This window comes from Cryobacterium sp. PH29-G1, assembly GCF_030063365.1.
Lineage (GTDB): Bacteria > Actinomycetota > Actinomycetes > Actinomycetales > Microbacteriaceae > Cryobacterium.
Genome location: NZ_JASISY010000002.1, coordinates 188,330 through 204,027, shown reverse-complemented (window position 1 = coordinate 204,027; position 15,698 = coordinate 188,330). Strand labels below are relative to the sequence as shown.

General features: G+C 61.7%; 13 protein-coding genes. 6 read left to right on the top strand and 7 right to left on the bottom strand.

Annotation, left to right across the window (positions count from 1 at the left end):
• The first annotated feature begins 116 nt into the window (after nucleotides 1-116).
• Entirely contained in the window at nucleotides 117-1,340 is a 1,224-nt protein-coding gene (locus QMK22_RS03330; protein WP_283496214.1) for a mycothiol-dependent nitroreductase Rv2466c family protein, read from the top strand.
• Here QMK22_RS03330 and ctaD read toward each other — a convergent pair.
• The gene (ctaD, locus tag QMK22_RS03325) at nucleotides 1,315-3,018 is read right to left on the bottom strand and encodes an aa3-type cytochrome oxidase subunit I (RefSeq protein ID WP_502856945.1); all 1,704 of its coding nucleotides are present in this window, start codon (nucleotides 3,016-3,018) and stop codon (nucleotides 1,315-1,317) included. The genes QMK22_RS03330 and ctaD overlap by 26 nt on opposite strands.
• A gap of 196 nt (nucleotides 3,019-3,214) precedes the next feature.
• Between ctaD and QMK22_RS03320 the strand changes: the two genes are divergently transcribed.
• Complete coding sequence (locus QMK22_RS03320; protein ID WP_283496213.1) at nucleotides 3,215-4,582, top strand: glucose-6-phosphate dehydrogenase; 1,368 nt, start codon at nucleotides 3,215-3,217, stop codon at nucleotides 4,580-4,582.
• Nucleotides 4,583-4,690: 108 nt separating this feature from the next.
• Here QMK22_RS03320 and QMK22_RS03315 read toward each other — a convergent pair whose 3' ends face one another.
• The 4 genes from QMK22_RS03315 to QMK22_RS03300 form a co-directional block, all read right to left on the bottom strand.
• A complete protein-coding gene (locus QMK22_RS03315) occupies nucleotides 4,691-5,479 on the bottom strand; it encodes a class I SAM-dependent methyltransferase (RefSeq protein ID WP_283496212.1) in 789 nt (262 codons plus the stop codon).
• A 9-nt stretch (nucleotides 5,480-5,488) separates the two neighbouring features.
• Nucleotides 5,489-7,027: a putative bifunctional diguanylate cyclase/phosphodiesterase gene (locus QMK22_RS03310; protein ID WP_283496211.1), complete on the bottom strand. Its 1,539-nt coding sequence runs from the start codon at nucleotides 7,025-7,027 to the stop codon at nucleotides 5,489-5,491.
• Between the two features lie 98 nt (nucleotides 7,028-7,125).
• Nucleotides 7,126-7,470, bottom strand: coding sequence for a DUF7793 family protein (locus tag QMK22_RS03305; protein WP_283496210.1), 345 nt, complete (start codon nucleotides 7,468-7,470; stop codon nucleotides 7,126-7,128).
• Nucleotides 7,471-7,766: 296 nt separating this feature from the next.
• Nucleotides 7,767-8,435, bottom strand: a complete 669-nt coding sequence (locus QMK22_RS03300) for a hypothetical protein (protein ID WP_283496209.1) — start codon at nucleotides 8,433-8,435, stop codon at nucleotides 7,767-7,769.
• A 185-nt stretch (nucleotides 8,436-8,620) separates the two neighbouring features.
• Between QMK22_RS03300 and QMK22_RS03295 the strand changes: the two genes are divergently transcribed.
• The 3 genes from QMK22_RS03295 to solA all read left to right on the top strand — a co-directional run bounded on the left by QMK22_RS03295 (nucleotide 8,621) and on the right by solA (nucleotide 11,551).
• Nucleotides 8,621-9,013 (top strand): GyrI-like domain-containing protein, encoded by a 393-nt coding sequence (locus QMK22_RS03295; RefSeq protein WP_283496460.1) that lies wholly within the window; start codon nucleotides 8,621-8,623, stop codon nucleotides 9,011-9,013.
• Between the two features lie 184 nt (nucleotides 9,014-9,197).
• Nucleotides 9,198-10,364 carry an ornithine cyclodeaminase family protein gene (locus QMK22_RS03290; protein ID WP_283496208.1) on the top strand — a complete coding sequence of 389 codons (1,167 nt, stop codon included), beginning with the start codon at nucleotides 9,198-9,200 and terminating at the stop codon, nucleotides 10,362-10,364.
• Nucleotides 10,361-11,551, top strand: coding sequence for an N-methyl-L-tryptophan oxidase (gene solA / locus QMK22_RS03285; protein ID WP_283496207.1), 1,191 nt, complete (start codon nucleotides 10,361-10,363; stop codon nucleotides 11,549-11,551). Before QMK22_RS03290 ends, solA begins: the two co-directional genes overlap by 4 nt.
• Before the next feature lie 78 nt (nucleotides 11,552-11,629).
• On the opposite strand, the gene ppsA is transcribed toward solA, so the two are convergent.
• Both ppsA and QMK22_RS03275 read right to left on the bottom strand, forming a co-directional pair.
• Nucleotides 11,630-14,011, bottom strand: coding sequence for a phosphoenolpyruvate synthase (gene ppsA / locus QMK22_RS03280; RefSeq protein WP_283496206.1), 2,382 nt, complete (start codon nucleotides 14,009-14,011; stop codon nucleotides 11,630-11,632).
• 141 nt (nucleotides 14,012-14,152) lie between these two features.
• Nucleotides 14,153-15,127, bottom strand: a complete 975-nt coding sequence (locus QMK22_RS03275) for a 1-phosphofructokinase family hexose kinase (RefSeq protein WP_283496205.1) — start codon at nucleotides 15,125-15,127, stop codon at nucleotides 14,153-14,155.
• 188 nt (nucleotides 15,128-15,315) lie between these two features.
• Here QMK22_RS03275 and QMK22_RS03270 point away from each other — a divergent pair, with 188 nt between their 5' ends.
• Nucleotides 15,316-15,669, top strand: a complete 354-nt coding sequence (locus tag QMK22_RS03270) for a DUF2249 domain-containing protein (protein ID WP_283496204.1) — start codon at nucleotides 15,316-15,318, stop codon at nucleotides 15,667-15,669.
• The last annotated feature ends 29 nt before the right edge of the window (nucleotides 15,670-15,698 follow it).

Sequence of the window (15,698 nt, the reverse complement as noted above, 5' to 3'; positions counted from 1 at the left end):
GGAGATCCGCGAGCGACGTCGAAACGTTGGAACGGCGTCGAGCACCGCAAGTCGGGTGCATTCGCGAGGCGCTCGCCGTCTCCATGGCGGGTGACGACGTCGTTTAGGGTGGACTCATGGATGCCGACATCAACTTCTACTTCGACCCGGTCTGCCCTTTCGCCTGGATGACGAGTAAATGGGTGCGGCAGGTGCAAGCGCAGCGCGAATATACCGTGGACTGGCGGTTCATCTCGCTGCGATTGATCAACGCCGAGGTCGATTACGACGCACATTTTCCGCCTGAGTACGAGGCCGGACACACTGCCGGGCTTCGGCTTCTGCGCGTGGCTGCCCGGGCCCGTGCGGAGCATGGCCGGGCGTCGATAGCCCGGTTGTACGCGGCGTTCGGAGCACACATTTTCGAGGTCGCGCCGGATCAGGCCGGCACCGAGACCATGCTGCGCGAGCGACGCGGAACGCGTGAGTTCGTCGAGCCGATCCTCGCCGAGGCCGGCCTGCCCCTCTCGCTGGCCGACGCTCTCGACGACGAGTCCTGGGACCGTGAAATTCAGCAGGAGACTGATGAAGCGCTCGCGCTGACGGGTAAGGACGTAGGTACACCTATCATCCATTTCGAACCACCGGCCGGTGTGGCCTTCTTCGGGCCTGTCATCACCCGGCTGCCACGCGACGACGAGGCCGCAGAGCTGTGGGACCACGTGGTCGGGCTCGCGCGCTTCCCCGGTTTCGCCGAGCTCAAACGGAGCTTGCGGGAGCAGCCTCAACTCGCAGCCTTCGGTATCGACGCCGACACCGTCGGTGTTCAGGAAGACTGGCATGGCGGCAGCCGACGCCAGAAAAATGACCGATCCGTGAGCACAAAAATGAGTGAGCTGAACAGTCGCAGCCACCAGGAGTCCGTCACGGTCGCGGCGTCAGCCGAAACGCTCTACGACATGGTCTCCGATATCACCCGAACCGGCGAGTGGAGTCCCGTCTGTACGACCTGCTGGTGGGACGACGAAGCCACAGCTGGTCAGGTCGGTGCGTGGTTTACCGGGCGCAACGAACTCCCGCACCGCACCTGGGAGACCCGGTCGCAGGTTGAGGTGGCCGACGGCCGCCAGTTCGGCTGGGTGGTCGGAGGAGATCTGGTTCGTTGGGGTTTCACCCTCAGCCCTGCAGATACCGGGACTGTCCTCAGTGAGTACTGGGAATTTCTCCCGGGCGGAATAGCCATGTTTGAAGAGAAATTCGGTGACCAGGCAAGGGTTCAAATCACTGATCGCACCCGGCAGGCGCACGACGGCATTCCCAAAACGCTCGCCGCAATCAAGCAGATCGCCGAGTCCAAGTAAGCTGCGCGATCGGCACGGAGGCCTCGGGGTGATTCAGGTCGAATGCCGGACGCTCAGAATGGATGCGCGGTATGGATGTGAAATTGTGGCGCGGCGGCGGGCACGACGTGGCCCATTCGAGTGAAGAACCATAACCCCACGGGTCATCGACGGTGACCTTTGGTGCTGTGCGCGCCGTGATGTAGACGTTGAGGAAGAACGGAATCATGGACACACCGAGGATCATGGCGCCGACGGTCGACACCTGATTCATCCAGGTGAAGCCGTCTTCCGGTGAGTAGGTGGCGTACCGACGCGGCATGCCCATGACGCCCAGCCAGTGCTGAATGAGGAAGGTGGTGTGGAAGCCGATGAAGAGTAACCAGAAGTGCCACTTGCCGAGGCTCTCGTTGAGCATCTTTCCGGTCCACTTGGGCCACCAGAAGTAGAAACCACTGAACATGGCGAAGACCACGGTACCGAACACGACGTAGTGGAAGTGGGCCACCACGAAGTAGGTGTCAGTGACGTGAAAGTCAAGTGGGGGCGAGGCGAGGATAACCCCGGTCAGACCACCAAAGGTGAACGTGATCAGAAAGCCGATGGCCCAGATCATGGGGGTTTCGAAGGTGACGGACCCTCGCCACATGGTGCCGATCCAGTTGAAGATCTTCACGCCCGTCGGCACGGCGATGAGCATGCTCATCAGCGAGAAGAACGGCAGCAGCACAGAACCCGTGGCATACATATGGTGCGCCCAGACGGACACGGAGAGAGCGGCGATTGAAATGGTTGCGTAGATAAGCGTCTTGTACCCAAAGAGTGGTTTGCGGCTGAAGACGGGAAACACTTCCGAAACGATGCCGAAGAACGGCAACGCAATGATGTATACCTCGGGGTGCCCGAAGAACCAGAACAAGTGCTCCCAAAGTATGGCGCCACCGGTGGCGGCGTCGTAGATGTGCGAACCGAAGATTCGGTCAGACGCAGCTGCCAGCATGGCTGCGGCGAGAACCGGGAACACCATCAGAGCCAGCAAAGCGGTGAGAAGCGAGTTCCAGGTGAAAATGGGCATCCGCCACATCGTCATGCCCGGGGCGCGCATGGTGATGATGGTCGTGATGAAGTTGACGGAACCGAGAATGGTGCCGAACCCGGAGAGACCGAGCCCCACCATCCACAAGTTTCCACCGACCCCCGGCGAGAAGGTCGTGCTCGCGAGCGGCTGGTAAGCGAACCAGCCAAAGGATGCTGCCCCCTGCGGGGTCAGGAAGCCCGCCACGGCGATGAGGCTGCCGAAGTTGAAGAACCAGTAGGCCAAAGCGTTGAGACGAGGGAACGCCACGTCGGGTGCACCGATCTGGAGCGGAACCAGAAAATTCGCGAACCCGAAAAATAATGGCGTGGCGAACATGAGCAACATTATCGTGCCGTGCATCGTGAACAGCTGGTTGTATTGCTCTTTGGTGCCCACCACCTCCAGGCCCGGAGCAAACAGCTGCGCGCGCATGATGAGCGCCATGATCCCGCCCAGGCAGAAGTACAAAAATGAGGTGATCAGGTACATATAGCCGATCACCTTATGGTCAGTTGACGTGATCGTCATGACCAGGAGGTTGCCCTTGCGACGGGCGGAAGGGGCGACGGCCGGGTCGGATCCCGGAAGAGTCGGTGGCGTATGGGGGAGCGTCTCGGTCACGTTAGGGCCCCTCTCCTTCTGGAATCGACGATGTAGCGCGGTGGTAGTGCAGCCGCGCAACTGTTTGATATTGAACACCCGCCGCGATGCGGTCGCAAGCGCCTGCACTGCAGAAATTGAACGCCAGTGAAACCGCAGTGATTCGCTTCGATGCACCGAGCCATCGCGCCGGAACTTTCGGGGGTAATCTGTGCTCATGACTGACCAGATCGGAACGCTCGTCATCTTCGGAGCTGGTGGGGACCTCACCCAGAGATTGCTGCTCCCGGGCTTGGGCGAGTTGCTCAGCAGCGCTCGGGGGTATGACCTGCACCTGATCGGTGTGGGATTCGAACCGATGACGCGTGCCGAGTGGCGTACCCGAGTGATCGAGTCTTTCGCAGCGGCAGAATCCACGAGCGCCCGGGCAACATCCGTCGCCAAGAAATCGGTCTACCTCCAAGCCGACGTCACGAACCCGGCCGACCTCACCCGAATTCTTGCTGCCGCCACGGGCGCCCCGGCACTCTACTTCGCGCTGCCACCGCACGTGACGATTCTCTCGATCGCCGCACTGCAAAAAGTCGATCTGCCCAAGGGCATCGTGCTGGGGCTGGAGAAACCATTCGGCACCGACCTGCGCAGTGCTCGAGCGCTCAACCGACAGCTCGTGAAGCTCCTGCCCGAAGAACACATCCATCGCGTTGACCATTTTCTCGGAAAGTCGACGGTGCTCAATCTGCTCGGTCTCCGATTCGCCAATCGCATGTTCGAGCAGGTCTGGAGCGCAGAGCACATCGAGCGAGTTGACATCGTCTTCGACGAGACCCTGGGCCTTGATGGACGCGCCGGGTATTACGACAAGGCCGGTGCCCTCGTGGACATGATCCAGAGTCACTTGCTTCTCGTGTTGGCGCTCACGGCTATGGAGCCCCCGTCCAGTCTCGACGCCGACGACCTGCGTGGTGCCATGGCCCAGGTTTTACGCGCCACGCACTCCTGGCAAGCCCACCCGGCCGCCGCCGGCCGCCGTGCTCGCTACACCGGCGGCACCATCGACGGGCGAAAACTTCCGGCCTACGTGATAGAACACGGCGTGGATCCGGATCTCGAAACCGAAACGCTCGCGGAGGTGACTGTCGGAGTTGAGAATTCGCGCTGGGCCGGAGTTCCGTTCCGACTCCGGTCGGGAAAGGCGATTGCCAAAAAGAGTCAGCAGATCGTGGTGACTTTCAAAGACGTGCTGCACCGCCCGTACGGCCTAACCGGTAATCCTGGGCCTGCCCGGCTGACCATCTCGCTCAGCCCGGATGCCATCGAACTCGACCTGAACATCAACGGCGAAGACGATCCTTTCACCCTGGAGCGTGTCAGTCTTAACGTGAACTTTGCCCAAGGAGAACTCGGTCCCTACGGCGAGGTGTTGCACGGTGTTCTCTCTGACGATCCCACCCTGTCGGTGCGCGCCGATGTGGTCGAGGAATGCTGGCGAATCGTCGCTCCAATCCTTTCTGCCTGGCGCAAAAACGCGGTGCCACTGGACAGCTACCGAGCGGGTTCTGCGGGTCCAACCACCTGGCGCTAGGTCGATGAGCGTCGATGGCACACGCTCGACCCCGACGACGCCAGCCAGCAGCGCCGGGTCAACTCTCTCGCCGCGCCGCAGCACGCGGATCTGACCGGTGGGTGCGGTTTAGGAGCCGGCCAGGACCGCAAAATACCCCGGAACCTGCTGTGAGCGACCGGTTCGATCCATCGGGACCACTTCGATGTCTACCGGGCCTTCCGTGATTAACCGCCAATCCGCATCGGAAAATGTTCTGTGCCGTTCGTCGGCGCCGAAATGTCCGGGGCGGGGCAGATTTTCCAAGGCGCTCTGCAGCTGCCGAGGCATGGACTGTCGAGTGGCGCCCAGCTGCTGCATATAGGCGAGGCTGGTACCTCGAAAGTTGGTTTCAGTGAGAAACACTCGGCCGCTATCTCCGACGATTGTTCGCAGGTTGGTAGCCAGGTGAGCTTGCTTGTCGGGTTTCAGAACATGAAAGACTCCACGCACGAAGACGTTGGCGGGCCCCATCCGCTCCCAGAGGCGCTCTCCCGCGCCAGCTTCGGCCGCATTGATCGCAAGAAAATCGATGTTGTCGATACCTTCAGCTTCGCTGCGGGCCAATTCGACGGCGCCGGCAGAAACGTCGATGCCGAGCACGCGTGGAAATAAGCCAGCGAGCCAGCGGGTATAGGTTCCGTTGCCGCACCCCACGTCAATCGCAGGAAGGGCCGGATCAAAGTGAGTTCCGAGCATGTCGGAATACTGTGCGAATTCGGTTCGGGATCCGGAATCCCACAGCACGTCTCCCGAGTAGCCGGTGGCGTGGATTCCCCGCCAATACCCTTCCCACCCGGCTAGGGGGTCCTTAGGTGCGCGGGAAGCGAAGCGAACTACCGACGGGACAAGCAGTATCCGCCCCCAAAGCTTAGACATGGTCCAATTCTAGTGGCGCGGGTCAAGACCCCGAATACGATCCAATACCTCCGCGGGCGGTAGCGGGCGGCCATAGAAATAGCCTTGGCCGTAGAGGCAACCCATGGCCTGCAGTTGGGCCGACTGTTCCGAGTTTTCGATGCCTTCCACGATTGCTTTTAGGCCCGCAGCAGAGATCAATTGAAGTACTGCAGCAACGAATTTCTGTTGCTGCGGGTCCGTGACGATGTCCTGAATCAAGGTACGGTCGACCTTTGCGGTGTCGGCAGGAAGCGAACGGAGATAGCTGATCGACGAATATCCGGTACCGAAGTCATCAATTTGCACCTCGACGCCCATGTCGCGCAGTCCGCTCAGAACGTGCTCTTCGGTTGTTCCCCTAGACATCAACAGGGTCTCGGTGATCTCTAAAACCAAACGCCGCGGAGCCACCTGGTGCCTTTCCAGAGTAATCCGGACATCCTCCAGGAGATCGCTGCGAAGAAGTTCGGCGGCGGAAAGATTGATGTGCAGTACAAAGTCCGTCAGGTCGGCTGCGGTTTCGTGCCAGCGCTGGATCTGGGCAATTCCTTCATGAAGCACCCACCGCCCGATCTCCATAATCAGACCAGATTCTTCCGCGATGTGAATGAAGCTGTCCGGCAGAACGGTTCCGCGCACGGGGTGATGCCACCGAAGGAGCGCTTCGACGCCGATAACCGTGCCCGAGGCTAGTTCGACCACCGGCTGGTAGTGCAGTGCCAGTTCGCCGCCGGCAACAGCGTTCCGCAGATCCGCAACTATGCGTGATCGATCCCGAATAGCGTCGAGCATGTCGGGGCGGAAGAGCTGGACATTATTGCGACCCTGCGCTTTCGCCTGATACATGGCGATGTCAGCATCGCGCAATAACGTTTCGGCCGGTTGCCCCGATTCGCCAATGCAAACCCCGATGCTGGACATCGCCCAGACCGTTTCGGCTCCGACATCCACGCTGTCCTGCAACTGCTCGGAAACCCGTTGCGCAATTTGCAAGATCTCGTCCTTCGTGGACTCGGTGATGACGAGGGCAAATTCATCCCCGCCCAAACGTGCAACGGTATCGCCAGAGCGCACAGCGCACCGGAGACGCTTGGCAACTTCGACTAACACGACGTCACCGGCACCATGGCCGAGAGTGTCATTGATGGCCTTGAAAGAATCCAGATCCAATACCAGCACAGCCGGGGCTTTTCCATGTTCGGTGCTGTCCCGGATTGCCTCCTGGATTCGCTCACCGAGCAGGGTTCTATTTGCCAAACCTGTGAGGGAATCCGTCTTGGCCATCTGTTCCAGCTCAGCCTGCGTTTGCCGCAGCATGGCGGTACGGTCGGCAACTTGCTGTTCGAAGTTCGAGTACACGTACTCAAGTTCCTCCGCAAGCAGGTTGACTCCTGTGATGACAGCATCAATGTCATCCCTCCGCTCCGACGGTTCCATGCGTGCGTCGAGCTCGCCGGCAGCCAACCTGACGATGCCCTCGACGAGCTGCTCCAGGCGAGGGTCTCTGACGTCACCGACCGAAGTCATAAAATCCATTTCGGTAACCCACAGAAAGTCCGCCCCGTGCCTGACCCGGCTGAATTCTGGGCTCAGCGCCCAAGGTGGCAGGCACTGCTTTCGGGCGCTCAGGCACCGGCGCTCAGCCAGTCCATGGCCTCAGTGCGCGACGTGAAAAAGCGTGTGGGACACGGCGGGACATGCACACCGAGGAAGAAATTAGCCAGGACCCGGTCAACTGGAGACTTGCCCAACAGAGCAATACGCGAGGCGCTGCACGGGATGGACCAAACGGCCCTGGCCTCTCGGCTGACCGAATCAACTGTTGCCATGTCGACGAGCATGGGATACCGCTCTTGCTGGCAGAGGTCATTGACTTCAGCCATGGCGGCTCGGGCGTCGTCGACCAGAATGTCGACTCCGTGGAACCAACGCAGGTGGAGAAGCCCGCCACTCGTTAGTTCCAGAGTCATCTTTGCATCGTTCGAAGCGAGTGGATCCACAACCACGTCCTCCCCCTGAGCACGCCGCCGAACCATTCAGCCGCTCCTCAAAGGTACCGGGGTTCATCGACTTCTCAAACCGGCGGTAGAGCGCCATCTCGGAGGTAGCAGGTGCCGTCGTGGCACGTTCGCGACGGCCAGCGGTCGGTTAGTCTCGGGGCGACCATGCGAACCATGCTGCGCGGCGGATTCAACCCATTCACGTGGGGCGCGGGACAGGTGTACGGGCCTGCACTGCACGGTTGCCGGCCCGTACACCGTCGTCGTCAGCGTCGGCCGTGACCTCCGTCACGGGAACCGATAACGTGGGTATCGATGGCCGTTTGCACGGCAGCTGCCTCCGCCTGGGTCAGGGTCCCGTCCGTGACGGCTTGGTCACGGGTGGCGATAATGTGGGCATCCATGGCCTTTTGCACAGCGTCAGCCTCTGCTTGGGTCAGGGTCTCGTCGGTGACGGCCTGGGCGAGCGCGGCCTTTCTCTCGGCGGCTTCTTCTGCCCGGTTCTCGATCTGGATTTCAGTCATCGCCGAGGTTACCGTGGCTGCGTCAACGTGCAGCTCAGCGGCCAGCGCCGTGGCAAGCGCTGCTTGGCGGGCATCCTTCGCGGCGTCTCGCTCCGCCTGCGTGGCGTCGGCGGCAGGACGGGTGATGGATTTCTTTTGATCACGCACTGCGGTTAAGGCATCGGAGAGGGTGGCCTCGGGCAGTCGCAGCGCGGTGGCCAGCGCTGCGGCGCCTGATCCCATACCGCGAGGACCATGACCTCGGCCCTCGTGACGACCCGTGCTTGTGGTCTCGTCGCCGGACGTACCGGATGCACTGGCGCTAACGGTGGGAGTTTGCTCCTGAGCGGCTTGGGCGGTCTGGGCCACACCCAGTCCGAGGCCGGAGACTAAAGCCACGCCCGCTGCTCCGGCGATCAGTTTCTTCTTCATGGTGGTACCTTCCGTCTTATGCGCAATGTGCGCCGTGTTTTCACAAGCATGCGGGGCATCCTTATCAGGATGCTGTCGTCAGGCTGAGAGAAGGGTGGGGCCTGATTCGGGCGGCCCGCGTTCGTTTCGGATAACCGGCGCATGCCGAGCGTCGGGTATAAATATTGCAATCGACCCAGTTCCTCATGATCGATGGCCACGGCGACCCCAACACGTCCCAGGTGTACAAGGCGGCACTGGAGACGATTTATCCCATCGCCTACGGGCTGAAGTTCTTCAGTAAAAGTGAACTCGACCGCGACTACACCGTGATGCCACTCGAAGCGCTGCGGTTTGAGACACTCGACGAGGGCCTTGCCGTGCAGACTCTCCACATCGGTCCGTACGATGACGAAGGCCCAGTTCTTGCCGCGATGCACACTGACTTCATCCCGGCCCACTCGCTGAACATGGCCGGCAAACACCACGAGATCTACCTCAGCGATCCACGACGCACCGCGCCGGAGAAGCTGAAAATTATTCTGCGGCAACCCGTCGTCCGTGCGTATTCCTCGCTGTCGGATGGCGACGCCGCCTGATCGAGTCGTCGCCATGCGGCGGATTGATCCAGCGGGATTCGTACGTGTGGCCGAAGCGCGCCCGGATTGTTAACGCTGCGTAAAAAAATCGTTCAGCTTTGGGCGTCAGCCTTCCCTTTGCCGCACCGATACCCCATTCTTATTTCTACGCCCGTATAAAAAAGATCAGCCTCTGGAGATAATCATGACATCGCTCGCAGATACAGCAATCGGAACGGCTAGCGCCAAGATCGACTTCATTTACCTGTCCGAACCCGACATGATTCGAGCGGGAGTGACCGACATGGGTGCCTGTGTCGATGCGATGGAGGATATGTTCGCACTGCTGTACGCGGGCGACTACCGCATGGCCGGGTCCAACAGCGACTCCCACGGGGCTATGATCACGTTTCCTGAATCCTCACCGTTCCCCGGGATGCCGCTGCCCACAACCGATCGCCGGTTCATGGCGATGCCGGCATACCTGGGCGGTCGTTTCGGCACGACCGGCATGAAATGGTACGGGTCGAATATCGCCAACCGTGACCGTGGTCTGCCGCGATCGATCCTTATGTTCATCCTGAACGACACCGAGACCGGCGCGCCGCTCGCGCTCATGTCGGCTAATCTCCTCTCTGCCTACCGCACCGGATCTGTTCCCGGAGTGGGCGCCCGACACCTCGCTCGAGCGGATGCCCGCGTTGTCGGCATCGTCGGTCCCGGCGTCATGGCTCGTACCTCACTGTCGGCGTTTCTCGTGGCGCGGCCGGGCATTGACACCGTGAAGGTCAAAGGCCGCAGCCGGGCCAGCCTGGACCAGTTTCTGGAGTGGCTGCGGAATGCGCATCCCTCGATCACCACGGTCATCGAGGTGGATACGGTCGAAGAGGCCGTGCGTGGCAGTGATATTGTGACCATTTGCTCCTCGAGTGAGGTGGGAGACCCCGCGACGTACCCCACTGTGCAGCGAGACTGGGTCAAACCCGGAGCGTTCCTGAGTATGCCGGCGGCCTGCAACACCGATGACGGTATGGACGCCCCCGATGTGCGCAAGGTACTCGACAGTCCCGGACTTTACGAGGCCTGGGCTTCCGAAGTGCCGGTACCCGCCCACGCAGCCATCCCGATTATCGGCTGCAAGTACATGGATCTGGTAGCCGAGGGCCGGTTGCGCGCTGAGGATCTGGAAGATCTCGGCGCGATCGTGACCGGCGCAACTCCCGGCCGCCGCACGGACGACGAGATCATCGTGCTGTCGGTCGGCGGCCTACCCGTCGAAGACGTCGCCTGGGGAACCACTGTCTACCGCAATGCCATTGCAAACGGCATCGGGGTGACGCTCAATCTCTGGGACTCACCGGCACTGGCATGACGAATATGAGAGAAGACGCTGAAATGATCGACATCGTTGTGATCGGTTTGGGCACGATGGGTTCCATGGCACTCTGGCAGGCCGCGGAGGCCGACGGTCAGAGCGTGCTCGGCATCGAGCAGTTCGGCCCGGTGCACGCCAACGGCGCATATGCGGGGGAGTCGCGGCTATTCCGGGTTGCAGCCAAAGAAGGGCAGCTGTACACACCGGCCCTGCTTGAAGCGCGGCGGATGTGGAAAGCGCTCGGGCAGGCGAGCGGCCGTGAGTTGCTCCTGGAGACCGGCGCCTTGAGCGTCGGCCCCGACGACCACCCCGATCTGGCTGCGACCCTCACCGCGATGCAGGATTTCGACCTTCCGCACGATCGCCTCGACGCTGAAGAATTGCGGTCCCGTTTTCCACAGTTCGCCGTGGAGGACAACGACATCGGCGTTCTTGACCAGCTCGGCGGCGCACTGCGCCCCGAAGCGGCAGTCTTAGCCGCCACGGAGCGTGCAGTAAAGCTCGGCGCCCAAGTGTCGTACAACACCGAAGTCACCGGCATCGACGTCGTGGACGGAGGCGTGCGCATCCACACGTCACGGGGCGAGGTTCACGCCAAGCGAGTCATCATCACGGCCGGCCCGTGGACCACCCGGGTTCTACCGGAACTTCGCGATCTTGTGACCGTGAGCACTTACGCGCTCACCTGGCTCATGCCGCGGCACATCGAAATGTTCACCCCCGACAAGCTTCCCGGCTTCATGCGAGACCTGGGAGACCTGCACGCCTTCGGTGTACCGACTCTGGACGGGTACAGCATCAAGATCTGCCCGCACCTCGTCTTCGATGAAGTCGCCGACTATGCCCAACGCGCATCCACCCTGTCGCGGGAACAGCTGCGTTGGGTAGGCGCCCAGGCGGCGCGGCTCATGCCCGATCTCGTTCCGGAGCCGGTGCGCTGGTCTCTGCACGCTGATTCGCAGACCGCGTCGAAAATGCCGATCATCGACACCGTCGCAGACGGACTGATCACGGTGGCCACGGGCATGAGCGGAAACGGGTTCAAGTTCGCTCCCGTCTACGGGCGAGCTGTCGCCGAACTCGCCATGCACGGCGCGAGTGAGTGGCGGCATCCGCTTTTCACTGTGGCCGCACATCGCGAACGCCTCGGTGCGGCGTCGGCAACGAGCACGCCCACCGGGTAAGAGACAAGATCGGGGGACGCCACGAGCGTCGGGAGCGGTTGCGATTGCGCTCCCGACGGTGTTCGTGGGGGAGCGCGATTATGCCGTCGACTCGGCCGCCGCGATGTGCCGCACGGTCTTCATGAAGCTGTCGGGGTTGAGGGAAATGGAATCGATCCCTTCTCCGACGAGGAAGGCGGCGAAATCGGGGTAGTTGCTGGGGCCCTGACCGCAGATACCGATCTTGATGTTGGCGGCGTGCGCCTTCTGGATGGCTTCGCTGATCATGAGCTTGACCGCGTCATCGCGCTCGTCAAAGAGCGCCGCCAGGTCCTCGGAGTCACGATCGACGCCGAGCACGAGCTGGGTCAGGTCGTTGGAACCAATCGAGAAGCCGTCAAACCTGGTCGCGAACTCCTTGGCAAGAATCACATTGGAGGGGATCTCGCACATCATGTACACCTCAAGCCCGTTTTCGCCGCGTACCAATCCGTTTTCGGCCATCACGGCCAAGACGAGGTCGGCCTCGGCCGGTGTGCGGCAGAAGGGCACCATGATGATGATGTTGGTGAAACCGATCTGTTCGCGCACCCGTTTGAGCGCCCGGCATTCGAGCTCGAATCCTTCGCGATATCGCGGGCTGTAATAGCGGGACGCTCCCCGGAACCCCAGCATGGGATTCTCCTCCGAGTGCTCAAAAGCACTGCCGCCGAGCAGGTGCGCATATTCATTGGTCTTGAAGTCGCTCAGCCGTACGATTACCGGATGCGGGTGGTACGGCGCAGCCAGCTTGGCGATCCCCAGCGCCAGAGTATCGACGAAGAAGTCTTTTGGATCGTCATAGCCACGTGTGAGAGTGCGGATCTGCCGCAGCTCCTTCTTACTGGTTACCCGTTCGGGATGCACCAACGCCATCGGGTGAATCTGGATCAGGTTATTGATGATGAACTCCATGCGGGCGAGGCCGACGCCGGCAGCGGGCAACCGCCACCACTGAAAAGCCGCCGCGGGACTCGCGATGTTCACCATGACTGCCGTACGCGTTTCCGGCAGCGTTCCCAGGTCGGTCTCCTCGGTCTCGAAAGTGAGGGTGCCATCGTAGATATGGCCCTGGTCACCCTCCGCGCACGACAAAGTGATCTCTTGCCCCTCTTTCAACACCTCGGTCGCGGTGCTGGTACCGACGACTGCCGGAATGCCGAGTTCGCGGCTGACGATGGCGGCGTGGCTGGTGGGGCCGCCGTGGTCGGTGACGATTCCCGCGGCGCGCGTCATGATCGGTACCCAGTCCGGGTCGGTCATTTCGGTAACCAGGATCGCTCCGTCTCGAAAGCTCTCGATGTCGGCCGGATCGCGGATCACGCACGCGGAGCCGGTGGCAATCGCGTCACCGATGGCAGCGCCGGAGAGCAATACAGTTCCCTGCTGGGTGAGGTGGTGAGTGACGAACCGTGTACCAGTCTTTCGGGCCTGCACGGTTTCGGGGCGAGCCTGAACCATGAAGAGTTCACCGCTCAATCCGTCTTTGGCCCACTCCATATCCATCGGGCGACCGTAGTGCGCCTCGACGATGACTGCCCACCGTGCCAACTGAAGAATCTCAGGGTCCGTCAGAACAAAGGATTGCTGTTCGCGCACGGAGGTGTCCATCATGTGCGTGCGTGCGCTGCCGCCCTTGCTGTAGATCATCTTGCGTGACTTGGCACCCAGTGTCTTTTCAATGATTGGTGAGTACTCGGGCATCTCCAGTAGTGGTTTGAAGACGAGGTACTTATCGGGGTTCACTGTTCCCTGCACAACGGTTTCGCCCAGTCCCCAGGCCGCACTGATCACGGCTACACGGGGAAACCCGCTATCGGTATCGATGGAGAACATCACGCCAGAACCGCCGACATCGGATCGCACCATGCGCTGGATCCCGATCGACAGCGCCGCATCCAGGTGGTCGAAGCCCTTCACTTCCCGATAGCTGATTGCGCGGTCGGTGAAGAGCGAGGCGTAGCAGCGGCGGCAGGCATCCAGCAGGTCCCGTTCGCCCACAACGTTCAGGAAGGTCTCCTGTTGTCCCGCAAAACTCGCATCCGGCAAGTCCTCGGCGGTGGCACTGCTACGCACCGCCACCGCAGGGTTCTTCTCGCCCGACCTCTCGCCGAGGCTCCGATACGACGAGCGGATGGCCTCGGCAATGTCTTCGGGAAATTGGCTGCCGAGAAACAACTCGCGGATCGCATCCCCCGTCTCGCGCAAGCTCGCTTGCCCCGCGTGGAAACGCTCAAGCCACTCGCGGGCGGCCGGAGCGATCCGGTTCGCATCAACGAATGACCGATAGGCATCAGCCGTGGTGGCGAAGCCCGGTGGAACCCGCACGCCCTGGCTGTCGAGGGTGCGAACCATTTCCCCCAACGACGCATTTTTACCACCAACGATGGGAACGTCCCCCATGCCGACGTTCTCGAACCACACCACGTGATGCTGATCCATACCGCTACCTCCACACCGTTGTTGGAACTGTCGCTCTCGTTCCTTCAACGCTATGGGCCTGCCGGCCACCCGGCTAGGGACCAATGGCACTACTGCGGCGAACCGTCCGGCGCTGTTTCCGGTCGATGCTCCGCACCGGGTTCAGTAGCGCGTGGCCGCGGGGAGAAGACGTTCGAGCGCCTCGACGTCGGCGCGGGTGCACATGTCGGTGGCGGGTTTGGCAGCCGTTGCACTACCGGCCGCGACGGCGGAACGAAACGCCACCTCCGGTCTCTGGCCCTGCGACAGGCGCCAGACGAACGCACCAAGAAAACCATCACCCGCACCGACCACGCTCTGCACGCGCACCCTGGGCACCGGCAAGCGGATGGCCCCGGAGGCAGACGCGAGCACGGCGCCCGCTTGGCCGAGAGTCAAGGCCACGAGCTCCGCGGCCCCACGGGCAACCAACTCGGTTGCCGCGTCTACCTCTTTCTGTTCGTTGGCCAATTCCCTGCCGGTGAACTCGCTCAGCTCGCGTCGGCTCGCCTTGACCAGATACACACCCTCGGCGAGCGCCGCCTGGAGCGCTTCGCCCGAGGCATCCACGATCGAACGTGCACCGTGCTGGTGCGCCAACCGTGCCACCCGCGCGTAGAAATCCGTCGGCACCCCGGGAGGCAGGCTGCCACTGGCCACGACGTACCCTCCCGGTGCAATAGCCGCTTCCACCGTCGTGAGGCACCTCGTCCACTCGGCCTCCGAAAGCTCCGGACCCTGAAGCACGAAACGAAATTGTTCACCGGAATCTGTCTCGTCAATGGTGAAGCTCTCCCGTGTCGTTCCCGCGATGGGAATGGCGAGGGTCGGCACACCCTCCGCCTCGAGCAACTGGCGATAGGTGGCACCGGTGAGCCCGCCCGCGGCGTAGATGGCCAGCACGTCCCCGCCGAGGCGATGGATGGTACGCGCCACGTTCACGCCGCCGCCGCCCGGATCGATCCGGCTCGGACCGCAGCGCAGCTTGTGTTCGCTCATCACTCGGGACGTCGACGTGCTGATGTCGAGGGCCGGGTTGACCGTGAGAGTCACGATCGACCGGGCACTATTCGATGACGCGCGAGCGACGAATGTCATGCCAACAACTTTATGACTTTGTCATCACGGTAGGCCGACCTGGCACCGCCTACTGCGGTTCCTCACCCAAATCGCCTGCCCGATTGCCATCATTTAGCTTTCCCGATCGGACGAACGCATTTAAAAGCAGCTGTATCCTCTAATATAAATCTATAGTGCCATTCGAACCAAGCACCGAGGAGAGAACCATGACCGCCGAACCGATCACCATATCGCCCAGCCGTCCCGGTGCTGTAGACGCCGGAACCCCCGTCGAAGCACCCACCGGTGAGCCTTCCAATCCGCACGCTTGTGCGTGTGGCCACGAGGACACCGAGAACATCGTCCTCGACTCACGCCCCATTCCGCATGCAATCCGGCACGCCACGATTTTCGGGGCGCTCAGCGCCATTCAGCCCGGTTTCGCCCTCGATCTCATCGCTTCGCACAACCCGCTGCCGCTGCTGGCGCAGCTCGAAAGCAGCCGTCCCGGCGACTTTGTCATCTCCTACCGCGAGAACGGGCCCGAAACCTGGACTATCCGCCTTACCCGCGCAAACTAGCCGACACGCACGTTATCTGAGGGCCACCC